At 53.4% G+C, this 23,970-nt stretch carries 19 protein-coding genes and 3 pseudogenes; 9 read left to right on the top strand and 13 right to left on the bottom strand.

Annotated features, from left to right (window positions below; all coding sequences use genetic code 11):
• Positions 1 to 55: 55 nt before the first annotated feature.
• The 3 genes from FEE99_RS24160 to FEE99_RS24150 are packed head-to-tail and all read right to left on the bottom strand — an operon-like array spanning position 56 to position 3,548.
• Positions 56 to 796 (bottom strand): SDR family oxidoreductase, encoded by a 741-nt coding sequence (locus FEE99_RS24160; RefSeq protein WP_041478298.1) that lies wholly within the window; start codon positions 794 to 796, stop codon positions 56 to 58.
• Complete coding sequence (locus FEE99_RS24155; RefSeq protein ID WP_081932458.1) at positions 793 to 2,112, bottom strand: FAD-binding oxidoreductase; 1,320 nt, start codon at positions 2,110 to 2,112, stop codon at positions 793 to 795. The genes FEE99_RS24160 and FEE99_RS24155 overlap by 4 nt, the downstream gene beginning before the upstream one ends.
• Entirely contained in the window at positions 2,109 to 3,548 is a 1,440-nt protein-coding gene (locus FEE99_RS24150; protein ID WP_041478485.1) for a UbiA family prenyltransferase, read from the bottom strand. Before FEE99_RS24150 ends, FEE99_RS24155 begins: the two co-directional genes overlap by 4 nt.
• Positions 3,549 to 3,569: 21 nt before the next feature.
• Here FEE99_RS24150 and FEE99_RS24145 point away from each other — a divergent pair, with 21 nt between their 5' ends.
• The gene (locus FEE99_RS24145) at positions 3,570 to 3,785 is read left to right on the top strand and encodes a hypothetical protein (RefSeq protein ID WP_143979071.1); all 216 of its coding nucleotides are present in this window, start codon (positions 3,570 to 3,572) and stop codon (positions 3,783 to 3,785) included.
• 107 nt (positions 3,786 to 3,892) lie between these two features.
• Here FEE99_RS24145 and FEE99_RS24140 read toward each other — a convergent pair.
• From FEE99_RS24140 to FEE99_RS24110, 7 genes and pseudogenes are all read right to left on the bottom strand, one after another.
• A pseudogene (locus FEE99_RS24140) lies at positions 3,893 to 5,908 on the bottom strand (glycosyltransferase family 2 protein); the annotation flags it as partial.
• Between the two features lie 468 nt (positions 5,909 to 6,376).
• A pseudogene (locus tag FEE99_RS24135) lies at positions 6,377 to 7,279 on the bottom strand (GT99 family glycosyltransferase N-terminal domain-containing protein); the annotation flags it as partial.
• Positions 7,276 to 8,595 (bottom strand): ABC transporter ATP-binding protein, encoded by a 1,320-nt coding sequence (locus FEE99_RS24130; RefSeq protein WP_041478299.1) that lies wholly within the window; start codon positions 8,593 to 8,595, stop codon positions 7,276 to 7,278. The gene FEE99_RS24130 and the pseudogene FEE99_RS24135, both read right to left, overlap by 4 nt.
• Positions 8,585 to 9,331 carry an ABC transporter permease gene (locus FEE99_RS24125; protein ID WP_081932460.1) on the bottom strand — a complete coding sequence of 249 codons (747 nt, stop codon included), beginning with the start codon at positions 9,329 to 9,331 and terminating at the stop codon, positions 8,585 to 8,587. Before FEE99_RS24125 ends, FEE99_RS24130 begins: the two co-directional genes overlap by 11 nt.
• A 74-nt stretch (positions 9,332 to 9,405) precedes the next feature.
• Positions 9,406 to 9,576 (bottom strand): annotated as a pseudogene (locus FEE99_RS24120) (dTDP-4-dehydrorhamnose 3,5-epimerase family protein); the annotation flags it as partial.
• A gap of 322 nt (positions 9,577 to 9,898) precedes the next feature.
• Positions 9,899 to 10,222 (bottom strand): hypothetical protein, encoded by a 324-nt coding sequence (locus FEE99_RS24115; RefSeq protein WP_143979072.1) that lies wholly within the window; start codon positions 10,220 to 10,222, stop codon positions 9,899 to 9,901.
• A complete protein-coding gene (locus FEE99_RS24110; protein ID WP_081932462.1) occupies positions 10,219 to 11,193 on the bottom strand; it encodes a glycosyltransferase family 2 protein in 975 nt (324 codons plus the stop codon). The genes FEE99_RS24115 and FEE99_RS24110 overlap by 4 nt, the downstream gene beginning before the upstream one ends.
• A 544-nt stretch (positions 11,194 to 11,737) precedes the next feature.
• Between FEE99_RS24110 and FEE99_RS24105 the strand changes: the two genes are divergently transcribed.
• The 4 genes from FEE99_RS24105 (at position 11,738) to fabF (ending at position 16,496) form a co-directional block, all read left to right on the top strand.
• A complete protein-coding gene (locus FEE99_RS24105; RefSeq protein WP_041478488.1) occupies positions 11,738 to 13,732 on the top strand; it encodes a polysaccharide biosynthesis protein in 1,995 nt (664 codons plus the stop codon).
• Between the two features lie 111 nt (positions 13,733 to 13,843).
• Positions 13,844 to 14,179 carry a ComEA family DNA-binding protein gene (locus tag FEE99_RS24100; RefSeq protein WP_041478306.1) on the top strand — a complete coding sequence of 112 codons (336 nt, stop codon included), beginning with the start codon at positions 13,844 to 13,846 and terminating at the stop codon, positions 14,177 to 14,179.
• A 216-nt stretch (positions 14,180 to 14,395) separates the two neighbouring features.
• Entirely contained in the window at positions 14,396 to 15,199 is an 804-nt protein-coding gene (locus FEE99_RS24095) for an SDR family NAD(P)-dependent oxidoreductase (RefSeq protein ID WP_041478308.1), read from the top strand.
• Positions 15,200 to 15,221: 22 nt separating this feature from the next.
• Positions 15,222 to 16,496 carry a beta-ketoacyl-ACP synthase II gene (gene fabF / locus FEE99_RS24090; RefSeq protein ID WP_041478310.1) on the top strand — a complete coding sequence of 425 codons (1,275 nt, stop codon included), beginning with the start codon at positions 15,222 to 15,224 and terminating at the stop codon, positions 16,494 to 16,496.
• On the opposite strand, the gene FEE99_RS24085 is transcribed toward fabF, so the two are convergent.
• The 3 genes from FEE99_RS24085 to eat form a co-directional block, all read right to left on the bottom strand.
• Positions 16,493 to 17,050, bottom strand: coding sequence for a TetR/AcrR family transcriptional regulator (locus tag FEE99_RS24085; RefSeq protein ID WP_041478311.1), 558 nt, complete (start codon positions 17,048 to 17,050; stop codon positions 16,493 to 16,495). The genes fabF and FEE99_RS24085 overlap by 4 nt on opposite strands.
• Positions 17,051 to 17,187: 137 nt before the next feature.
• Positions 17,188 to 17,355, bottom strand: coding sequence for a DUF2897 family protein (locus tag FEE99_RS24080; protein ID WP_016770901.1), 168 nt, complete (start codon positions 17,353 to 17,355; stop codon positions 17,188 to 17,190).
• A gap of 221 nt (positions 17,356 to 17,576) precedes the next feature.
• Entirely contained in the window at positions 17,577 to 18,941 is a 1,365-nt protein-coding gene (gene eat / locus FEE99_RS24075; RefSeq protein ID WP_016770900.1) for an ethanolamine permease, read from the bottom strand.
• Between the two features lie 422 nt (positions 18,942 to 19,363).
• Between eat and kdpF the strand changes: the two genes are divergently transcribed.
• From kdpF to kdpC, 4 genes are all read left to right on the top strand, one after another.
• Positions 19,364 to 19,453: a K(+)-transporting ATPase subunit F gene (gene kdpF / locus FEE99_RS24070; RefSeq protein WP_007899818.1), complete on the top strand. Its 90-nt coding sequence runs from the start codon at positions 19,364 to 19,366 to the stop codon at positions 19,451 to 19,453.
• Between the two features lie 8 nt (positions 19,454 to 19,461).
• Positions 19,462 to 21,156 (top strand): potassium-transporting ATPase subunit KdpA, encoded by a 1,695-nt coding sequence (gene kdpA, locus FEE99_RS24065; protein ID WP_041478312.1) that lies wholly within the window; start codon positions 19,462 to 19,464, stop codon positions 21,154 to 21,156.
• Between the two features lie 10 nt (positions 21,157 to 21,166).
• The gene (gene kdpB, locus FEE99_RS24060; RefSeq protein ID WP_064361229.1) at positions 21,167 to 23,224 is read left to right on the top strand and encodes a potassium-transporting ATPase subunit KdpB; all 2,058 of its coding nucleotides are present in this window, start codon (positions 21,167 to 21,169) and stop codon (positions 23,222 to 23,224) included.
• A gap of 128 nt (positions 23,225 to 23,352) precedes the next feature.
• Entirely contained in the window at positions 23,353 to 23,898 is a 546-nt protein-coding gene (kdpC, locus tag FEE99_RS24055; protein WP_041478316.1) for a potassium-transporting ATPase subunit KdpC, read from the top strand.
• Positions 23,899 to 23,970 lie beyond the last annotated feature (72 nt).

The following is a 23,970-nucleotide window of genomic DNA, read 5'->3' as shown; positions in this document are numbered from 1 at the left end:
TTGTGACTACACGTTTGGTTTGTTATGTCTGCTAAGCTAACATCTTGTTTGTAAGTCATAGGTTGAGACGTTTGAATATGAAGCTTGGAATCGATTTAATAATCATCATGATTAAATTCCAAAAAGCAGGTGTGTATACGGTGTCTTTTTTCTTGTCTATAGCATTTATTATTAGTTTCGCAACTTTCTCAGCAGAAACAACCAGTGGGCCTGGTAACGGAAGACCTTTAGTCATGGGAGTGTCAACGAAACCTGGTTTGATGGTCATTACATGTACGCCAACTTTGAACATGCGTGCACGCAGGCCTTCACAGAATGTCGAGACGGCTGCTTTCGCGGTACCATATAGATAGTTTGAAGGGCGGCCGCGGTCTCCCGCTACGGAGGAAATCACAGCCAGAGTACCGTATCGTTGCATTTCGAATTGGTTCGCTAGCAAAGTGAGAAGGGCAATTACCGAAATTCCGTTGTTGTTCAATTCCTTCAGTGCGATCCCCACATACTGCTCACAGGCGCTTTGTTCAGGGAGTGTTCCGTGGGCGATCAGCGTGAGATCGATCTGCTGTAGTGCGTCAACACAATCTTTTAGCATGGCAACATGCGCAGTTAGATCGGTTACATCCATCAGGTGAGTAATAACGCGCTTAGCTCCACGGGCGGTGAGGTCGGCAGTCATCTGTTCTAGTTTCTCGCTGTTGCGCGCAACCAGAAAAAACTCACTGCCTTGAGCGGCCCAAATACGAGCGCAAGCATTGGCTATAGCTGACGTAGCGCCGATTATTAAAATCTTTTTCATTTAGTTACTCGTTTCCAAAAACAAGAGTTCAGGGTTGGGTCACGTAACGCTTCTAATTTTTCCCATGCAGGATATGCCTTGCGAAAATCGCTCCCGCTCATATGGGCGTCTTTTGCGGGATATAAACGACCACCGGCCTCACGGACAATTGCGTCCAATCGTGGAAACAATCGACGATCAAGGCTAGATTTTTGTGGAAAGTCCAAAGCCAAGGAAGTGCCCGGCAGTGGGAACGATAATAAGCCTGGAGACGAGATATCGCCGCAGCGCTTAAGAACTGCAAGAAATGACCCTTGGCCAGAATCTGAGATACCTCTCAGCAATTCTCGTACGGCTGCTTCAGCTACATGATCAGGAATGACGCACTGATACTGTTGAAAGCCTTTGCGGCCATAGATGCGGTTCCAGTGAAGTATACGATCCAGAGGATAAAAAAATGGATCATAACTGCTGCGCTGTCGGGTTCTCTGGGCCGGGTGCATACGCCAATAGAGCTCGTTGAATGGTCGTAGCGACACGTTATTGATTAGGGAGCCCGGTGGGGTCACAGGAATAGTCAGTTTAGAGCGCTGATCAACTTCCAAATGTCCAAATTTAGCATGATCCCCAACGATAAATACTCCACGTCCTGTATTAGCACCTTTGGCGAGACAATCAATCCACGCGACACTGTATTCGTGTTGATGATCCAGCTCCGTCGATAATTCGAAAAAATCAGTCAAACCGCCAAAGCGTACGAGAGTGCTGTCAATGTGACTGGTGCGGATTGGCATGAGCTGAATTTCTGCCCAGCTTATCAACCCGGTTAACCCTAACCCGCCAATGGAGGCAGCGTAAAGCTCCTCGTTTTCTGAAGTAGAACAAATCAGTTCGGGTTCATTATGTCGCAATAGAGCGAACCGTAACACGTGATTGCCAAAGGTACCGCGCAGGTGATGGTTTTTGCCATGAACATCGTTAGCTATGGCACCACCCAGAGTGGCAAATTGAGTACCAGGAGTTACAGACAGGAACCAACCTTGTGGAATGGAGATGGCTAGTATTTCTGCCAAGGTGACTCCCGCCTCAGCGATGAGTATTCCTCTCTCCCAGTCAGTTTTTATAAAGCGGTTTAAGGGGCGCATGTGAAGGGCATGTCCACTATCGGAAAGACAGCTGTCACCATAACTGCGGCCGTTTCCATAGGGGAGGGTACTGCCATGCTCAACAGCGAGACCATTAAATAGATCGCTGAGATCGGAGCGCCAATAGCAGGCATGCCCTTCTTGAGGGCGTTCTGGATAGCGGCCCCAAGAATAGAGTTTTTTGCTACTCATGCAGCCACCCAGAATACCAAGCTGAATAACACACCAATCACGAGGCTGGCGCGATCGCGTATGGCAAACACCACCGGATCATCGTGCATCTGACCGCGGTGAGTGAGCATCCAGACGCGGGTGATCCAGTACAGAAGCAGAGGACATGCTAGCCAGATGACCTGTGGATGAGAATACATTAGAACTGTCTGCATATCATGGATGTACAGAGCCAACACCATTACCGAGAGGTAACCCGAAGCGGCTCCTAATGATGAGATCATCTCTAAATCATTTGGGTAATAACCGCGTCCACGAGTTTTTTCGGTATGCCCTTTGCGGCGCGCTTCGTAGAGTTCGGCGTAGCGCTTCACCAGAGCCAAACTGAGAAACATAAACATTGAAAATGCTAGCATCCAGAAAGTCAGATCCAGACTGAATGCCGCTGCACCAGCGATAATTCGCATGGTGTACAACAATGCGAGTGCAATCACGTCAATAGACATTTGCCGTTTAAGTGAGAGCGAATAGGCAAGTGTTAGGATGTAATAAGCTATAAGTGCAGCTGAAAACTCCCACGGTAAAAGTAGCCATGCACTCGTAAATGATCCAATCAATAATATTGGGAAAACGAAAAGTCCCGATTTTATTGAGAGTCGTCCGGAGGCAAATGCTCGATATCGCTTGGATTTATGGTGTCGATCGTCCGCGAGATCTAGTAAATCATTTAGCAAATAAACGCTGGATGCGCACAGTCCAAATAATAGAAATGCCAGAACACCCTGCCACAATAAAATAGGATTTGCGATTTGATGGGCGGCTAATAGAGGTACAAAAATCAGCGCATTCTTCATCCATTGATGCAGTCTCATTGCTTTCACCCAGTCTTTGGGACCGGAGTTGTTTGAGCGAATAACCTGCGCTACATTTCCTAGTGCCTGTGCTTTCTTTTCTACTCCTTGCTCTGGATTTACGACATAGGCGAGTCTGGCGGCCGCCCATACTGCGAGATCGTCATGAGAGTTACCGACGTAGTCGAATCCATTTTCACTGAAGTTTTCAATCAAAAGATCGCGTTTTCGATGAGAGCTTAAATTGCATTCGGAATTTGTAGCTAGAACTAGGTCGAATAACTTAAGGTGATCGGCAATCCGATCAGCAAGAATATGGTGGCTGGCGGTGGCAAGTACAATTTTTCGGCCGTCTTTGCGAGCGGTTTCGATCAACTCTATTACGGCTGCATCATAAGGAAGAACGCTCACATCCATAGAAACTGCATGCGCTAACCTTTCTTTTAGCTGCGCTTTGCCTTTGGCAACCCAACCAAAAGGTTTCAGTACGCTCAATGGTTGACTGCGGATGAATGCCATACCCGTTTCAAATAGTAAATCAGACTTTAACAAGGTGCCATCAAGGTCGACCACAAGTGGCGGAACGTCCAAATTATTCAATTTCATTTCAAATTCGCAGATAAATATATGAAATTCGAAGCCCGGGGGGTAGTCCACCGCGTTTCACCAGCGCTCTTGCCTAAAGATGCCGCCCTCAAGACTAACCCAACTAGACAAGAACCGAATTCCCAAATACTGGGAATAAAGGTTGAAAATAATCTAGAAGAAACCCTCGAACTGTTCTTGAATAAGAACCTTGAGAGGCTATCGATCAAAAAATTCTTAGATGACTTTGATCTGTAACGACTCAATCTCATTTCCTCCCCCTCCAACCTCGAGTCAATACAGTGAAAAGTCCAATAAATCAGTGCTATAACTCAGATTGATCTTGGCTACATTGTGACTTTAGATTAGATTTTTACTCTGGGTGGCCATGCAAGCCCGAAATCTTCATGATCTAGCGTAAGGTTTGGATTGTAAGCGTAATCTTTTTGTACGTCCGGCCAGCGCGCCTGAATGTAAGTGACCTCCTTCATGAAACGCTCTTTCTTTAGTGGCGTATCTTCAAGGCCGCGTGTTGCAGATTCGTGGTGATACATTTCAGCAAATGGCGTCCACACGTTGATATAACCGGCTTCTCCTACGCGCAGGCAAAAATCCACATCGTTAAATGCGATTTTGAGATTTTCTTCATCTAGTCCACGGACTTGATTAAATATTGATTTTTTAATAATCAAGCAAGCTGCGGTGACGGCTGAAAGCTCCTGAATCAGTGCAGCCCTGCAGAAGTAACCGTAGTCACCCTTTGGCAAGTATTTATGTGAGTGTCCTGCCACGCCACCGACACCTACAATAACCCCCCCGTGCTGCAGGCGGTCATCTGGATACCACAGGCGCGCACCAACGGCCCCGACATTTGGCTGCAGAGCAATGGATACCATCTCATCAAGCCATTCCGGGGTGATGATTTCAATGTCATTGTTGATCAGCCCGATGAGTTCTCCACGCGCTTGGCGTACCGCGTCATTATTGAGCTTCGAGTAGTTGAAAGGACCATCATCGCGCAAGACGCGGATATTCTCTTCCTGATCTATTTCAGCGAAATATTCCAAAGACTCTGGGTCATCAGAGCCGTTGTCGATCAAAATGATTTCGTAACTAGGGTAGGTGGTCAGCGTCTTGATGCTATCGATGCATTGCTTTACCAAGCCGTAGGCGTTACGGGTCGGGATAATTAAACTCACCAATGGCAACTGTTCAGGCAACTTATACCGAGTACGGTACATACCCATTGGCAGAAGTTCTGTTGAACCAATATTTCCCCTACGTTGCAGATGTTCGTCCAGTGCCTTCACTCCAGCCAAGGCTGCGTAGGGCTTCTCATCGCCCGCCATTGCGGTACTACCAGCATGTATGCGCCAGTGATACAGCACTCGCGGGACATGGATAATTTGCTCGCGCTCCAACTGCTCGATGCAGCGAAGAGCTAGGTCATAATCTTGCGCGCCTTCGAAATCTGGTCGGAACCGGCCGACGTTGTCCACCAGATCTCGACGATAAACACCTAAGTGACAAATCATATTCTGCGAACGAAATAGGAATTCGTTCCAGTCAGATTTGAAATAGGGCGCGCTTCGCTTTCCGTTAGTGTCGATCTTGTCTTCGTCGGAATATATTAGGCCGACGTCCGGATTTTCAGAGATGGTTCGCGCGATCCAGTACAATGCATGCTCAGGTAGGAGATCATCATTGTCCATCAATGCGACATATTGCCCCGTAGCTACTTCAAGTGCAGAGTTGCTTGCGCGCGAAATGTGCCCATTCTCCGAACGGAACACTATTTTTATGCGATTATCATCGTTTGCTAGCGATCTAAGATATTCAACTACTTCCAATTGAGTCGATGCGTCATCGGCAATGCATAGCTCCCAGTTCGGATACAGTTGAGCCTTCACACTATCGACAGCTTCACGTAACAGGCCGATAGGTGGGTTGTACACTGGCATGATGATTGAAATCAAAGGCTTACTAGCCAATTTTTTGATTTTTTGATTGATCCGCCAACGTACGTTGTCATCGATCGTGTCGTAGTACTCGACCCATCGTGCATAATCATGGCGATCCGGCACTTCACGGGTTTCTTGACCCACAAATGCAAAATTGTTTGCCCTATTAAGCCATCGGAGCCTGGCAATCAGCCCTGCTATACCTTGCAGTCTCCAAATAGCGAAAGCTTTTTTGATTGTACCCAATACTCCTCCACCGCGTCGAATTAAGGAAGGTATCAAGCGTAGAGCATTCTTACCCCGACGTAGAAGAAAAATAGACTTTCGTAAAGGACTGGTAAGTTTCCAGCTTGTAGAGCTGTACATTGAATGGATAACGGCGTCCAGATTTTGGATGTGAGTGTCTTTCTGTGCTAACTGCTTGGCGAATTCGAGTTCGACTTGCTTAATGATATTCTCTTGATTAGCAAGGCTTTTTGTTATGCGAAATTCTAGGTCTAATTTTTCAGATATCAATGAGTTGTTTTTAGTAATCAGCGCGTTGTTGTCGGCCAGCAAGCTATCGATCGAAGATTGCAATCTTTTTATCTGATCCTGGGTAATCGCCCGATTCAGTAAAGTATCAATCCCAATTTCTGAGGGCTTGATTTCGTTAGTGTTCATTGCATAGTATTCCAAGTGCCTGTGGATTATTTCTACCATCGAAGGAGAGGTTAGCCTGAAACGTAGGTAAATAGGGTCGAAAATCAACTCGTACGGTACTAGGTAGGCAAACAGGTAAAACGTAGTCCGTCGTACCCGTTCCTTTTCATCGAGTACTTCGTTTATGAAGGCGAACGAGCAATCTCCTAAGATGGTCACAGTTGTATTCATCAAAATAGCTTCAAGGCCCACACTTGAATTTATTGTGACAATATTATGGCATTTGCTTATGAACTCTTGACTGTTTAACGACTCATCTCGAACAAAGCTATTTGTTGATTTTAGTGAAAATATACTTGCTGGATGCGGACGAATTAGTAAGGGGTGCGTCATGTTCAAGCTTTGGGCATAATTGATAAGCGTCTGATTGTCAAAATCGTTGCCAAAAGCAATTAAATTCGAATCATCTTCAACTTGGAGGGGAACGCCTATGGGGCGTTGAGCAGTTCCTTGGTCTTGTTTTGTTTGTTGTAGTTGAAAATATTCTCGTAGTTCTTTCAAGGTAACGCCGAAATCAATCCCCTCCGATTCGGTGTGATATCGAAGTTTGGCCTCTGTATTTCCATTTACGCCGGTGAAGTCCATATAGGCTGTTTGGCGGTAGAGTGGGGCGCGTAAAGGGCCAAGTTCCATATGGATTACTGGAATGTTCAGTTGAGCTGCGGCACTCTCAAGAGACGGGCAGTTGCACCAGGTCAGAACAGCTTCCAAGTTCGTGTGTTTTGAAAGGGTGAAATAAAGCTGTTCTTGGAATTTCGGTATGGCTTCAGTAAGAAATATTTTGAACGCGGACTTCAGGTTTCCGCTTTTGTTTGAGAGAATCTCTTCAAAAGGCTTGTTGTCTATTAACTCAAAAAAATTAAGCTGGAGCGTTTCCTCCGATGGCAATTCGTAGTTAAAGTGGTTCTGTCCTGCAGCGGTAACTTCGCTCCTACCCAATAGCTCCCATTCTTCGGCTGTTTTTAAATAGTCTTCGCCGATTATGTATAGGCTTGGTTCCTTCAAACTAGATAGTAGACGATAGAATACCCAAAGATAAGGGGCGTCATTACCTCTAAAGGGGAACGATGGGAGAAAGACTGCAATCATGGCTGCTCTCTCAAACGGACTGCGATAGGTGCATGAATGACTCCAACTTGCTCACGTGATGACCAGAATTTAAGCTTCGACAGCGGTCGACGCTGATCAAGCTCTTCCCTCTCTTCATTGTGGATGCGGGCCATTCCACAATGAACTAGGTAGTCGCCTGAGCTTATTGGTAATTTTACTGTGTAGTCAATTTCTTGCATGCCGGGGTTAAGTTTAATTGGAGTTGACGCCCTGAGATTGTTGTCACCCCAGATGTCATTACCTTGTGCTTTCGATATGGAGATACCAAGTATGATGCTATCGATTATTTCGGAAGATAAAACTCGAAAGCGGAAGGTAACCTCTTCGCCAGATTTGAGTAGCGGGCTCTCAGAAAATAATTGACCATCAGCTCGAAAGATTTCCAGACTTTCTATAATTGCGCGTGCAGAGCCGAAGCGTTTCTCGCCAATCTCTACATTCGTGCTTTCGCTTTGAATTTTCGCCAATTGCAATGGGGTGTATGACGCCTGTAGAGTCTTTTCGCGAGACGCAATACTTTGTTTTGGACTGCCCGGCAACATTCCTTTCTCGTACGTCAAAACCGCTGAAAGTACATCGGTGCTATCGACCAGAACACGGCCGCCATCCAAAACAATACAACGATCTGCATATTCCAGAATGCTTCCGGTCGAATGCGTAACCATCAAAATGGTCACGCCTTTTTTGCGAAGCATTTCCATTCTCTTGAAACATTTGTATTGGAATCCGATGTCCCCTACCGATAATGCTTCATCAATGATCAAGATTTCGGGGTCAACACACGCTTGCACTGCAAATGCCAAGCGTACGTACATTCCGCTGGAGTAGGTCTTGACAGGCTGTTCGATGAACTCACCAATATCCGCAAACGCGGCAATTTCATCGAATCTAGCATCGATTTCCGTTTTGGATAAGCCAAGTACACTGCCGTTCATATAAACGTTTTCACGTCCACTAAACTCGGGATTGAAGCCAGCACCAAGCTCGAGAAGGGCAGCTATTCGTCCCGTTACTTCTGTATTGCCTGATGACTCAGTGAGAGTTCCACATATGACTTGCAGTAGGGTAGATTTACCTGCCCCATTACGACCGATTATGCCTACGGTCTCGCCTTTTCTTATTTCAAGGGAAACATCGCGAAGCGCCCAGAATTCGCGAAAATAGCTTTTTTTTGCATGCCCAAATAGCTGTTGTATTCGAGGCATGAAAAATTGTTTCAGACGATCTCGCGGGGTGTCATAAATATGGAAGCATTTGTGCAGGTTCTGGACCTTGATTGCTACGTCAGATGACATCTGCGAACCCCTTGCGAGTTTTCTGAAACAGCCAAAAGCCGAACATAGCCAGTACGCTTCCTATGATCATCGCTATGATCCAATTATCCCACTGTAAAGCTAGACCAGATAGCAGCGTATTGCGGCTTTCCTCAATGATGTAGGTCAGTGGGTTTAAATGAATCCACGATTGATATTGCGGTGGTAGAGATGCCACCGGATACAGAACTGGTGAGAGAAACAGCAACACAGTAGTCAAGACACCAATGATTTGTCCGATATCGCGGATATAAACCCCTAGGGCGGCTAGTAACCATGATATCCCGAGCGTTCCTAAAATAAGTGGAATAAGAACGAGAGGGAAGTAAATCGCATTAAGTGGAATGGAGCCGCGAGTAATGAGCTGGGCGCAAACCAGTACAAATAAGCTAATTAATGTATGGAATAGCGCAGATAGGAGGCTGGATACCGATAGGATTTCCAGTGGAAAAACGACTTTAGTTACGTAGTTTACGTTGCTTAGTATAAGTGAGGGAGAACGGTTTGCACACTCTGCAAAGAAGCCATGAATGATCATACCAACGAAAAGCATTATGGCGAACTCCGCTTTGCCGCCTCCACCTGTCCCCCACTTCGCTTTAAATACCTCTGAAAATACAAATGTATAAACTGTCAGCATTAAGACCGGATTGAATAAGGACCAAGCTAAGCCCATTATCGACCCACGATAGCGACCGATAACCTCGCGCTTGCTCATTTGAGTAATAAGTTGGCTGTTTTTCCATATACTTGAAAGCAGCGCAAATGGGCTTGCTGACGGATTGGTTCGGCTCACTCGAATATCTCCGCTTGACTTAAAAGAATCGCAGCTTGATCTTTGACGGACAAGGTGGGTTTTTCCTCAACTGGACAATCTATTCCGATGGCTGGGTCGATCCGCGCCAGACTGCGTTCGTGGGTGCTAGCATAATAATCAGTTATCTTGTACAAGAATTCGGCACTCGGGATAGCAAGAGGTGTCGCTTTCATCGTTATAAAGTCTCCACCAGAAACGAGGTGAGGTCTTTGCTATAGCCTTGGCGCAGTGGCAGGGAGGCAAAGTCATCGGGAAATCGGCCGTGTGTCCGGCGTTGGCTGCGGGCAATGTTCATGCAGCTCAGGTGGCCCAAGCCCGTTCGATTGGCCGAGGCGATACTGAAGCAAATGAGCTCACTCATTGCTTGAGGCGTTTCTGACCGAGTGAGGGCCATTTCACTTTGCTTCATTTCGTTCCTTCAGTAGTTCGGTATTGGACCAATGTTACTTCGGTAGTCCGAGACGTCTTCTAGTTAAAAATGTCTCGGGATGACTGTCGTTCATCGCCGCAGCCGTTTGCTTCTAAAAGCTTCAAAAATTGGACTTTGGCGTATCCGCTGAAAATCGCCTGACGAAAGCTTGAAAAACGTTCATCGCCCACATTTCGCGGCCCTGCCTGATGTGATTTTTTTTGATGGCGATTGGTCGGCCATTCTTCGCCTCGGGCGCGCGGCATCTTACCATATACGCGGCTTGCAGGCATCCATTGCGCTGCAATTCCAGCCAGATCAGAGGGCTGAGGCTCGTTGTCGGAATGCCGGTTTTCTGGGGGGGTTGAGTGTTGCTGCTTCAAATTTTGTTCAGGCATGCGGCAAGAAAAAGGCTAACGTTCCCCTTGCCAGTCTGGCGATAGATACCAGCCTCTTTCATCAGATAGAGCCTGCGCAAAAGAGAGCTTTGACGAGCTTGCTCAAATTGCTCCAGTGTCAGCCTGTTCTCGGGTGTTAATTTCAGCTTGAAATCGACAAGCACAATCAGATTTTGATTGCTCCATTCATTGAATCGTCCAGAGCACATCTTGCCCAGGCGGATCAGGCGCTCTTTAAGCCCTGAGTTGGCCCCTATCAGATTACCGCCATGCTGCCGGTAGTCGAGCGTTGGCGTTTGATCGAAAATCACTTTGCCACCACATCCAGTCACCAGAAGATAAGTCAGCCAATCGTGGGCTACGATGGTTGCGTCATGAGCCGTTTGCGCTAGCAATTCCCTTGCCTGGCAATTTATAAGCATCGTATTTGCCCCGGCAATGCTTTGTACTAAAGCGTTGCGGAAGTGTGGTGGGGCCAAAAAGCGTGGAGAGACGCCGATTACCTGCCGCTCAGCAGAGATGAGGCGAGTCCTGGAACAATAAAGTGCGGGGGTATCTTGTACATCTGCCAGGTTGGCGATGCTACGTTCCAGCTTATCCGGGAACCAGACATCGTCTTGATCACTAAATGCAAAATAGTCGGCGTCAATGGATGGGTTCTGTATTAGCGACAGAAAATTCTTTGCGAAGCCTTGGCGCGGGCCTTCCAGAATGATGAGACGATCGTATCCCTGTTCGGTTTGAAAGTCCTTAAGGAGCCTGACGGTTTCATCGCTTGACCCATCATCCGATGCATAGATCACCCAGTTGCTGTGGGTTTGCCTGGTGAACGACTCCAGTTGTTCGCGGATAAACGCAGAGCCGTTATAAGTGCAAAGCAAGATGGCAACTTTGGCGCTGGTAGCCGCAGAGACGGTGATCTCGCTCAGTTCGGGTATTTGGGGTTGCGTGTTCATTTTCTAATCTCAAACATTGCCGAATTGAATACGGTACCTGCGACTACGCTTTAGTTTTTTAAGTGTGAGCAGTACGCAAATCAGGGCAGAATTTCGGGGGTAGAGCGGCGAAGCGGTGTGCGGTATCTGTCTACGACCCGCATTTGGCGGCATTTTAAGATGGTTTTCTCCAAAAGTCTGTTCAGCAGGCACTTCATTGAGAAAATGTGATCGAATATCAGAGGCGTGAAATAACGCTTCCAGCCTTCGTGTCTTCCGATTTTGATGGACAATTGGCGGGAAGACGAGTGCTATTCCAAGTGAGGAGCGGTGCTGGTTCGATCAATTTCTCAGCGCCTGTTGGAAGGATAGATTTTTCTGGATTTGAGTTTTGGTGCTGGCCCATTGATGGCGGTGGCAGTAGCGATTGCTTCCCATCAAGGCTGATTTGTTGATTTATGCTGTGGGATCAGTCGCTTGTACATGATGTGCTGAAACTGCTAAGACGAGTACAATCTAACCGCGCGTTTAGGTGAGGGAGTGGGGAATAGTGTTCGATGATGTTATGGAGAGACTCAGGACATTTCTAGTGGGGCTACCACGTCGGAAAAAGCGGCTGATACAAGTTGCAACAGACGTTGTATTGGTGTGGGCCGCGCTATGGCTTGCCTTCATCGTCCGCCTCGGCATCGATGATATGTATAACCCCTTGAAGGTGCACTTCTGGCTCTTCGCCTGTGCGCCGGTAGTAGCCATTCCCTTATTCATCCGCTTCGGCATGTACCGAGCGGTCATGCGCTATTTTGGCAATGATGCCCTCATAGCCATCATTAAGGCTGTCAGCCTTTCGTCGCTTATCCTGGCAGTCGTTGTCTACTGGTACAGCAACCACCAAACCGTCGTCCCACGCTCAATCATCTTCAACTACTGGTGGCTAAGCCTTGTCATCATCGGTGGCCTGCGCCTGTGCATGCGCCAATACTTCATGGGCGACTGGTTCACCGCCGCCCAGCACGTTCCATTCACCAGCCGCGATGACGGACTTACCAAAGTCGCTATCTATGGTGCAGGGGTGGCAGGAAATCAATTGGTCGCGGCGTTGCGCATGGGGCGAGTGATGCGCCCAGTGGCATTTATCGATGACGATTCCAGCATTTCCGACCGCTCTATTTCGGGCCTTCAGGTCTACAAACCAAAACACATCCAGCATATGATCGATGTCACTGGTGCCCAGGAAATTCTCTTGGCGCTGCCATCGTCTACTCGTGCACGACGCAGGGAAATTCTCAATGTGCTCGAAGGGTTCCCGCTGCACGTAAGAAGTGTCCCGAATTTCACCGATCTGGCCAGCGGTCGGGTTAAAGTTGAAGACATTCAGGAAGTGGATATTGCTGATTTGCTGGGTCGTGATGCAGTGCCGGCCCAAGCCGATTTGCTTGAGCGATGTATTCAAGGCAAGACAGTCATGGTCACTGGCGCCGGCGGATCGATCGGTTCGGAACTGTGTCGGCAGATCTTCTCCCTTAGCCCGACCACGCTTCTGCTGTTTGAGCACAGTGAGTTCAACCTTTACAGCATCCTATCGGAATTGGAGCAGCGCGCTTGCCGTGAATCGGTAACGGTTAAGTTGCTACCTATCCTCGGCTCCATCCGTCACCCCCATAAACTGCTTGATGTGATGAAGACCTGGCGCGTAGACACCGTTTATCACGCGGCTGCTTATAAACATGTACCGATGGTCGAGCACAATATCGCCGAGGGTGTACTCAACAATGTTATCGGCACGTTGAATACCGCCCAGGCTGCCTTGCAGTCGGGTGTGGCAAACTTTGTGCTGATCTCCACTGATAAAGCCGTACGTCCGACCAATGTCATGGGCAGCACGAAGCGCTTGGCCGAGTTGACGCTTCAAGCTTTGAGCCGTGAGGTCGCGCCGGTACTGTTCGGCGACAATGCGAGAGTATCCCGAGTCAACAAAACCCGTTTCACCATGGTTCGTTTCGGCAACGTACTAGGGTCGTCCGGTTCGGTGATTCCCTTGTTCCATAGCCAGATCAAGTCTGGTGGACCGCTGACAGTCACTCACCCGAAAATCACCCGCTACTTCATGACCATCCCGGAAGCTGCGCAATTGGTGATCCAGGCTGGCTCTATGGGCCAGGGCGGCGATGTTTTCGTACTGGACATGGGCGAACCGGTAAAGATCGTCGAACTTGCGGAGAAAATGATTCATCTCTCAGGCCTGAGCATTCGCTCCGACCGCAATCCTCAAGGGGACATTTCCATTGAGTTCACCGGTTTGCGCCCGGGCGAAAAACTTTACGAGGAATTGTTGATCGGCGATAACGTAGCCGCCACACCTCACCCCATGATCATGAGCGCCAATGAAGATCATCTGCCTTGGGAAGTATTGAAAGCTCGGTTGAGCGAATTGCTTCTGGCGGTCGAAGAAGACGACTATTCCCGAGTGCGCCAACTCCTGCGCGAAACCGTCTCCGGCTACACCCCCGATGGCGAAATCGTCGACTGGATCTACCAGCAGCGTCGTCTCGAACCCTGATTGTTTCACATTCTGTAACGCACGCATTTTTGACATAGCTCCATCATGACCTACGTTTGGAGAGCAGCTTCGGAAAAGCTGCTTTCTCAAACGATGATGGAGCGTCACTAAATGCGTACCGGTTACTTCTATTCTCTGATTTTTGCCTTCCTCACCAGCGCCTCGATTGCGGCTATTGCCGCACCTTTTGCGCCAACTGAGTCTGCCAAGGCGCCGATGGTGATGGATGCAGCGGCGCCTTTACAAGGTGCAAAAGTCGATCTCAACGGTGCTGACGCGGCAACGCTGCAAAAAGAGTTGGCCGGAGTCGGTGAGGCCAAGGCTAAAGCGATTGTTGCATATCGTGAAACAAATGGTCCGTTTGCCTCCGTGGATGAATTGCTGGAAGTGAAAGGCATTGGAAAGGCGATCCTGGATCGCAATCGCGACAAGCTGGAAGTCAACTAAGCTAAGTGTTCAACGCCAAGAGGCCGGTCATTGACCGGCCTTTTTCATTTGGTGCAGTGCTTGGCTGCGGGTAGCAGTGGAAAGGGCAACTGCCGGACGATCTAAAATTACGACTATCATATTTCCTTAAGATTATACCTATAATAATTTGCCGGTGCATCGAGCCAACAGGTCTCATCGGCAACTTCCTTCATCAAGCATTCCAGGAGCATTCTCATGAATTCCGCACAATCTCAAGGTACTGCTCTGGTTACCGGCGCATCCTCCGGTATCGGTGCTATTTACGCTCAGCGCCTTGCGGCGCGTGGTTTTGATCTGCTGCTGGTGGCCCGTGACAAGGATCGTCTGGAAAGTGCTGCGAGCCAGTTGCGTGACTCCCATGGTGTTCAGGTCGAAGTGCTGAGAGCAGACCTGACGCAGAAGGATGACGTACTCAAACTCGAACAACGCCTGCGTAGCGATTCCAGCATCAGCTTGCTGGTCAATAACGCCGGTGTGGCGTCGGACGGTTTACTGGCTAACGCCGACATGGACCAGTTGGAGCGATTGATCCAGTTGAACATCACCGCCGTCACCCGCCTGGCATCAGCGGCCGCCGCCAGCTTCGCCAAGGCCGGACGCGGTACGATCATCAATATCGCTTCCGTGGTGGCGTTGTTCCCGGAGCGCTTTAACGCCACCTACAGCGCCAGCAAAGCTTATGTACTGAGTCTCACCCAATCGCTGAACACCGAACTCGAAGGCACCGGCGTGCAGATCCAGGCCGTGCTGCCGGGTGTGACCCGCACTGAAATCTGGGTGCGCTCCGGCATCGATGCCAGTGGCATTCCGGCAGAAATGGTCATGGACGCGGGCGAGATGGTCGATGCGGCACTGGCCGGTCTGGATCAGGGCGAGTTGATCACCATTTCTTCGCTGCCTGACGCAGGCGAATGGCACGCCTTTGTTGCGGCTCGCCATGTCATGGCGCCGAACCTTTCCCGCAGTGCTGCAGCGCAACGCTACAAGTCCGGCAATTGAATTGATCAGAGGCCACCACAGTATGGATTCGCGTCGAGTCGTCGTCACGGGCATGGGCGTGGTTTCACCTTTGGGCAGTGATGTTGAAATTGTCTGGCAGCGTTTGCTGGCCGGTCGTTCCGGGTTGCGCAACTTGCCGGATGCGGTTGTGGCTGATCTGCCGACCCGGGTCGGCGGCAGTGTGCCGACGGTGGAGGAGGATGCCGAGGCCGGGTTTGATCCGGATCGTGCGACGCCGCCCAAGGAACAGAAGAAGATGGATCGCTTCATCATGTTTGCCATGGAAGCGGCGCGGCAGGCGCTGGAGCAGGCCGGCTGGCATCCGGCGGACGCTGAAAGCCAGGAGCGCACTGCAACAATCATCGGCTCGGGTGTCGGTGGTTTCGGTGCGATTGCCGATGCGGTGCGTACCACCGACAGCCGTGGTCCTCGGCGTTTGTCGCCGTTCACCATTCCATCGTTTCTGGTCAATCTCGCGGCGGGTCATGTCTCGATCCAGCATGGCCTCAAAGGGCCGTTGGGCGCTCCGGTTACCGCATGTGCCGCCGGGGTTCAGGCGATCGGCGATGCAGCGCGGTTGATCAGGGCGGGGGAGGCGGACATCGCTGTATGTGGCGGTGCGGAGGCGTCGATCGATCGCGTCAGTCTCGCCGGTTTCGCGGCGGCGCGGGCGTTGTCCAGCGGCTACAACGACACCCCGGAAAAAGCTTCGCGTCCCTTCGACAGTGGGCGTGATGGTTTCGTGATGGGCGAGGGCGCCGGTCTATTGGTCATCGAGTCGCTGGAGCATGCGCTTGCACGGGGTGCGAAGCCGCTGGCCGAACTGGTCGGTTACGGCACCACCGCCGACGCCTACCACCTGACCGCCGGGCCGGAAGACGGTAGCGGCGCACGCCGGGCAATGCATTTGGCACTGGCTCAGGGCGGTGTAACGCCGGAGCAGGTGCAGCATCTCAACGCACATGCGACGTCGACGCCGGTCGGTGATCTGGGCGAGTTGGCGGCGATCAAGGCGTTGTTTGGCACGCAGAACAAGATCGCCGTGACTTCGACCAAATCCGCTACCGGTCATTTGCTTGGCGCGGCGGGTGGGCTAGAGGCGATTTTCACGCTGCTGGCGATTCGTGATCAGGTGGTGCCACCAACGCTCAACTTCGAAAACCCGGATCCGGCGAGCGAAGGGGTGGACATCGTGCATGGCGAGGCGCGCTCCATGTCAATCGAATATGCCTTGTCCAACGGCTTCGGTTTTGGCGGGGTCAATGCGAGCGTGTTGTTCAAACGCTGGGAAGGTTAATCGCTCGATTGCTTGAGATGTTCGCGGGTGACGTCGAGGATGCGCTGAGCGAAGTCGGCATCCGCGACGCTGCGTGACAGCAGCAATGCGCCAGCCAGGGTGGCCATGATGACAATGCTGCGATCGGCGCTGTTCTCGCCTTCGAGCGTGCCTTGAATTTGTTCGAGGCGAGCATTGAGGACTTCGTCACTGGTGGGGCTTGGCTGGCCACGCAGGCCCAGCTCCGAGGAAATGGTCAGCAGCGGGCAGCCTTCGTCGGGCGAGGTCTGATGCCACTCTGACAGGTAGGTGTCGATGAACACTTGCAGAGGGTTTTCCTGCGCGAAGATTTCTTCGCACAGGCCCGCGACTTGCTCGCCGGCCTCTTGCAGGGCTTTTTCGACCAGCTCTTCCTTGGATTTGAAGTGTGAGTAGAAACCGCCATGGGTCAAGCCCAGGGCTTTCATCAAAGGCTGCAGGCCGGTGCCGCCGATACCGTCCTTGCGAAATCGGGCGGAAGCCTCCTTGATGATGCGTTGATGGGTCTGGGCTTTGTGATCTGGCGAGTAACGCATGTGGAGCTCTCCGCGACGATGCTGCCATCTTAACCACGGAAGATTAAATGGTGACTGTACTTCTAAAATCTAAACAGCCTGCGGGTAAGTCCGATTGTGCTGAAAAAACAAACCCCGCCATTGCGGCGGGGTTGGTATCAGCGATCTTGTGCATCCTTGGCATCCGCTTCGGCATTGCGCTGTGCGACGCGCTTGCGTTCTTCATCGGTCAGTTCGACCTTGTTGGCGGTGTCGCGCAACATCATCAATCCGCCGACAATCGAGCCGATCGCAACGACCAGAATCAACCAGGCATACCAGGGCATAACGGCTCTCCTTAATGGCAGCTCGACGGGCGAGGACTTCGCCGTGCGATGCTGCATACCACCTTTGAGCGAAACGACTTCGCAGTGGTTCCATTCTAGGCCGCTTGCACCCGGTGCATCCGAAATTCCTGTAGGAGCTGCCGAAGGCTGCGATCTTTTGATCTTGAAAAGCAAAGATCGCAGCCTCGTTTCACTCGTCAGCTCCTACAGGGGACGAGTCGTTACAGGCCTGTGAGCATGGCATCCGCCGGCGCATCGGCGCGCAGTTGCCCGGTGAGCATGAAGTAGCAGAACCCCACGGCCATGAAGCCGAGGAAAATCAGCCCGATCAGTGTGTTGAACCACGCCATCGCTACCAGGCAAACCACCGCCAGTACCAGCGCGATCAGTGGAACCAGCGGATAGCACGGCGCGCGGAAAGTACGTTCCAGATTCGGTTCCGATTTACGCAGTTTGAACAGGCTGAGCATGCTCATGATGTACATCACGATGGCGCCGAACACGGCCATGGTGATCATCGCTGCGGTGAGTGTCATGCCGCCGAGGTTGATCAGACCGTCGCTGTAGATCGCCGCGATGCCGATAAGGCCGCCAGCGATGATTGCGCGGTGCGGGGTCTGGAAGCGCGACAGTTTTGCCAATGAGGCGGGCAGGTAACCGGCGCGGGCGAGGGCGAAGAATTGCCGCGAATAACCAAGGATGATGCCGTGGAAACTGGCGACCAGGCCGAACAGGCCGATCCAGACCAGCATGTGCAGCCAGCCGGAGTTGTCGCCGACCACGGTTTTCATCGCCTGCGGCAGTGGGTCGTTGATGTTGGACAAGGTGCGCCAGTCGCCGACGCCGCCAGCGAAGAACATCACGCCCATTGCCAGCAGCACCAGGGTCAGGATGCCGCTGATGTAGGCTTTCGGGATCGTGCGTTTCGGGTCCTTGGCTTCTTCGGCAGCCATGGCGGCGCCTTCGATGGCGAGGAAGAACCAGATCGCAAACGGAATCGCTGCGAACATCCCGGCAATCGCCGGCGCGCCGAAGACGTCGGAACCGGCCCAACCATTCAGCGCGAAGTTGCTGAAGCTGAACGCCGGCGCGACCACGCCCATGAACACCAGCAACTCAGCCACCGCCAGCACGCAGACGATCAGCTCGAACGTCGCGGCCAGTTTCACCCCGAGAATGTTCAGGCCCATGAACACGATGTACGCCCCGACCGCCGCGTGTTTCGGGTCGAGTGCCGGAAATTGCACATTGAGATACGCGCCAATCGCCAAGGCAATCGCTGGCGGGGCGAAGACGAATTCGATCAGTGTGGCCAGTCCGGCGATCAATCCGCCTTTTTCGCCAAACGCGCGGCGGCTGTAGGCAAACGGCCCGCCGGCATGGGGAATCGCGGTGGTCAGTTCGGTAAAGCTGAAGATAAAGCAGGTGTACATGGTCGCGACCATGAATGAGGTCACCAGAAAACCCAGCGTACCGGCCACGCCCCAGCCGTAACTCCAGCCGAAATATTCCCCGGAAATCACCAGCCCCACGGCAATACCCCACAGGTGCAACGTGCCCAGCGTGGGTTTGAGTTGTGTGTTCATGCGCTTGCTCCCGCAATGGTTGGAAAGCTCGAGGGAGGCGTGTGCAGTGGGCGTGCCATTACGCTGAAACAAGTCGTAATGAGTCCAAAGCTGTCGCAGCGGGGATGATTGGCGCTGGATGTGCGGGTTTTGTGCGCCAGTTGGGAGCAGCGGAGTCTGTTATGCCGCCTTCGCGGGCAAGCCCGCTCCCACAGGTTTCTGCGTCGTCCGCTGAATTTGATTCCACCGCATAACCTGGGGGAGTCGGGCTTGCCCGCGATGAGGCCCGACCTGACGCTGCAAAAACCTGCTGTAACGCCGGCATAAACCCACTCTTTACGCTTTCTTTATGACCCACGCCGGCCCTCGCTCTCGTTCCTTTACAGCCTCCTTCCCGACAATCGCTGCACACACGGCAATACGCCGTTACACGGAGATCTTCCATGAGCGTTCTGGACGGGGTGTCACTGCTGTTGGCAGTGGGGCTGTTCATTTATCTGTTGGTTGCGCTGTTGCGCGCGGACCGGAACTAGGAGCGGCTATGCACAGTTATGACTATTGGCTGATCCTCGGGTTTTTTGCGCTGGTCCTGCTGCCGGCGCCGTTCCTTGGGCGCTTCTATTACAAGGTGATGGAGGGCCAGCGCACCTGGCTGACGCCGATTCTCGGACCGGTCGAGCGCGGTTGCTATCGCCTTGCCGGGGTCGATGCGCAGGCGGAGCAGAGCTGGCAGAAGTACACACTGGCGCTGCTGGCGTTCAACCTTGCCGGTTTCCTGCTGCTGTTTGCGATTCTGCTGTTCCAGGATCACCTGCCGCTGAACCCGCAAAACCTGCCCGGCCAGGAATGGACCCAGGCGTTCAACACCGCGGTCAGTTTCATGACCAATACCAACTGGCAGTCCTACAGCGGCGAAGCGACCCTCAGCTACCTGAGCCAGATGGTCGGTCTCACCGTGCAGAACTTCGTCAGCGCCGCCACCGGCCTCGCCGTACTGGTCGCGCTGTGCCGTGGCATCGGGCGCAAATCGGCGCAGACCCTCGGCAACTTCTGGGTCGACATGACCCGCGCCACTCTCTATGGCCTGCTGCCGCTGTGCCTGCTGCTGGCGCTGTATCTGGTCTGGCAGGGCGTACCGCAAACTTTCGCTCAGTATGTAAATGCCTTGACGCTGCAGGGTGTTGATCAGGTAATTCCGCTCGGCCCGGCCGCCAGCCAGATTGCGATCAAGCAGCTGGGCACCAACGGTGGCGGTTTCTTCGGCGTCAACTCGGCGCATCCGTTCGAGAACCCGACCGCGTGGAGCAACCTGTTCGAAGTCGCCTCGATCATTCTGATCCCGGTGGCGTTGGTGTTCACCTTCGGCCATTACGTCAAGGACCTGCGTCAGAGCCGCGCGATCATCGCCTGCATGCTGGCGTTGTTCCTGATCGGCGGTGCGACGTCGTTGTGGGCCGAGTATCAGCCGAATCCGACCCTGAACAACGCTGCCGTCGAGCAGACCGCGCCGCTGGAAGGCAAGGAAGCGCGCTTCGGTACCACCGCGACGGTGCTGTGGTCGGTGACTACCACGGCGGCCTCGAACGGCTCGGTGAACGGCATGCACGATAGCCTCAACCCGCTGAGTGGCATGGTCGCGCTGGTCAACATGATGGTCGGCGAAGTGATCTTCGGCGGTGTCGGTGCCGGGCTCTACGGCATGTTGCTCAATGTGCTGATCGCGGTGTTCCTCGCCGGTCTGATGATCGGTCGGACGCCGGAATACCTCGGCAAGAAGCTTCAAGCGCGTGAGGTGCAATTGTTGGTGGTGACGCTGCTGGTGATGCCCGTCGGCGTGCTGGTGCTCGGCGCGATTGCCGCCACGGTTCCCAGCGCTGCGGCAACCATCAGCAACCCCGGCGCGCATGGCTTCAGTCAGTTGCTCTATGCCTACACCTCGGCGAGCGCCAACAACGGTTCGGCATTTGGTGGCCTGGGCGCGAACACGCCGTTCCACAACCTGATGCTCGGCCTGGGCATGTTGATCGGCCGCTTCGGCTACATCCTGCCGGTGCTGGCACTGGCCGGTAGTTTGGCGATGAAGAAAAGCGCACCGATCGGCCAGAACAGCTTCCCGACTCACGGCCCGCTGTTCGTGACCCTGTTGACCGTGACCATTTTGCTGGTGGGCGGCCTGACGTTCTTGCCGACGCTGGCGCTCGGTCCTGTCGCCGAACATTTAAGTATGGGCTTCTAAGGAATCCATCATGAATATGCCTGCAATCAAACCCGCCGCCGTCAAGGCGCCGGAACAAGCCAAAACCGCGATCTCGGCCCTGTGGCGTCCGGCGCTGGTGCAAGCCTTCGTCAAGCTCGACCCTCGGCAACTGGCGCGTTCGCCAGTGATGCTGGTGGTCGAACTGACGGCGATTTTCACCACCGTGCTGTGCTTCATTCCGGACGCTGATGTGCCGACCTTCGTCGCCGCACAAATCGCTCTGTGGCTGTGGTTCACCGTGCTGTTCGCCAACTTCGCCGAGGCCTTGGCGGAAGGTCGTGGCAAGGCCCGCGCCGACAGCCTCAAGGCCGGCAGCGAAGGCCTCAGCGCCCGTTGCCGCCAAGCCGATGGCAGCTTCAAGATCGTGCCGGCTGCCAATCTGCGCAAGGGCGATGTGGTGCGAGTCGAAGCCGGGGAAATGATCCCCGGTGACGGCGAAGTCATCGAAGGCATCGCGGCGGTCAACGAAGCGGCGATTACCGGTGAATCGGCGCCGGTGATCCGCGAGTCCGGCGGCGACCGTTCCGCCGTCACCGGCAACACGCGGTTGGTGTCCGACTGGCTGCTGGTGAAGATCACCACCAACCCTGGTGAATCGACCCTCGACCGCATGATCGCCCTGGTCGAAGGCGCCAAGCGTCAGAAGACCCCGAACGAAGTCGCGCTGGATATCCTGCTGATCGGCCTGACCCTGATCTTTCTGCTGGTGGTCGTCACCCTGCAACCGTTCGCGCACTTTGCCAATGGCAGCCTGCCGCTGGTGTTCCTCGTGGCGTTATTGGTCACGCTGATTCCGACCACCATCGGCGGTCTGCTGTCGGCCATCGGTATCGCCGGGATGGATCGTCTGGTGCGCCTGAATGTGATCGCCAAGTCCGGTCGCGCGGTGGAAGCGGCGGGTGACGTGCACGTGCTGTTGCTCGACAAGACCGGCACCATCACCTTCGGCAACCGTCGTTGCAGCGCGGTGTATGCCGCGCCGGGTGTGAGCGGCCGTGAGCTGGCCGAAGGCGCGTTGTTTGCTTCGCTGGCCGACGAAACCGCTGAAGGCAAGTCGATCGTCGAGTTCCTCCGTGGCCTGCATCCACAACCTGAGCCGGCCCCGGAAACCCTGACCGCCGTGCCGTTCAGCGCGGAAACCCGCTTGTCCGGCGTCGATTATCAGGGCCGCGTGTATCGCAAAGGTGCGGTGGATTCGCTGCTGGCGTTTCTCGGTCAACAGCGTAGCGATCTGGCCCCGGCGCTGGCGCGGGAAATCGACAAGATTGCCCAGAGTGGTGGCACGCCGTTGCTGGTCTGTGCAGACGGTAAGTTGCTTGGCGCGATCCATCTCAAGGACGTGGTCAAACCAGGCATCCGCGAGCGTTTTGCCGAGTTGCGCAAACTGGGAATTCGCACGGTGATGGTCACCGGCGACAACCCGCTGACCGCAGCAGCCATTGCCGCTGAAGCTGGCGTCGATGATGTTCTCGCTGAAGCCACGCCGGAGAAAAAACTCGCGCGCATTCGTCACGAGCAGAACGACGGTCGCCTGGTTGCCATGTGCGGCGACGGCGCCAACGATGCCCCGGCGCTGGCTCAGGCGGACGTCGGCATGGCCATGAACGATGGCACGCAAGCGGCACGCGAAGCGGCGAACATGGTCGACCTCGACAGCGACCCGACCAAGCTGCTCGACGTGGTGCAGATCGGCAAGGAATTGCTCGTGACCCGTGGCGCGCTGACGACCTTTTCCATCGCCAACGACATCGCCAAATACTTCGCGATTCTGCCGGCGCTGTTCGCCTCGATTTACCCGCAGCTGGGCGTGCTGAACATCATGCATCTGAGCAGTCCGCAGAGCGCGATTCTCTCGGCGATCGTGTTCAACGCTTTGATCATCGTTGTGCTGATTCCACTGGCATTGCGCGGCGTGCGCGTGCAGGCGGCGAGTGCGGCGGCGTTGCTGCGGCGCAATCTGCTGATCTATGGCGTCGGCGGGATTGTCGTGCCGTTCGTGGGGATCAAGGTGATCGACATGCTGCTTACGGCGTTGCATCTGGTGTGACGCGTTCGCGAGCAGGCTCGCTCCCACCTGAAATTGCATTCCCCTGTGGGAGCGAGCCTGCTCGCGAAGAATGCGCCACTGCTTATCTGGTTCAACACAGTACTGGTTTCTGAATCGAGGATTCTGCAATGTCCACAATGATACGCCCGGCCCTGACCCTGTTGGCGCTGATGACCCTGATCACCGGCGTCGCCTATCCACTCGCGGTCACCGGCATCGCCCAGGTCGCTTTCCCGGCTCAGGCCAATGGCAGCCTGATCCACGACGCCGACGGCAAAGTCCGCGGCTCGGCGCTGATCGCCCAGGATTTCAGCGGTGACAACTGGTTCCACCCGCGCCCCTCTGCCGGGGCTTTTGCCACCGTCGCCAGCGGCGCCAGCAACCTCGCGCCGAGCAATCCGGCCCTGGCGACCCGCGTAATCGAAGACGCGCAAAAACAACAAGTCGCTGGGCAGGGGCCGGTGCCATTGGCCTTGCTGACCACCTCCGCCAGCGGCCTCGATCCGCACTTGCCACCGGCAGCAATTGCCTATCAACTGGCGCGTGTCGCAGCAGCGCGTAACCTGCCGGTGTCGACCTTGCAGCAATTGCTCGATAAGCACATCGAACAGCCGCTGGTTGGGCCGCCGGTGGTGAATGTGCTGGAGCTGAATCTGGCACTGCAAAACCTGTAATCGGCGGCGCGACCATTCGCGAGCAGGCTCGCTCCCACCTTTGGAATGCATATCCATGTGGGAGCGAGCCTG

The sequence above is a fragment of the Pseudomonas sp. ef1 genome, from assembly GCF_007293365.2.
Taxonomy (GTDB): Bacteria; Pseudomonadota; Gammaproteobacteria; order Pseudomonadales; family Pseudomonadaceae; genus Aquipseudomonas; species Aquipseudomonas siliginis.
This window is presented reverse-complemented; position numbering and strand designations above follow the sequence as displayed.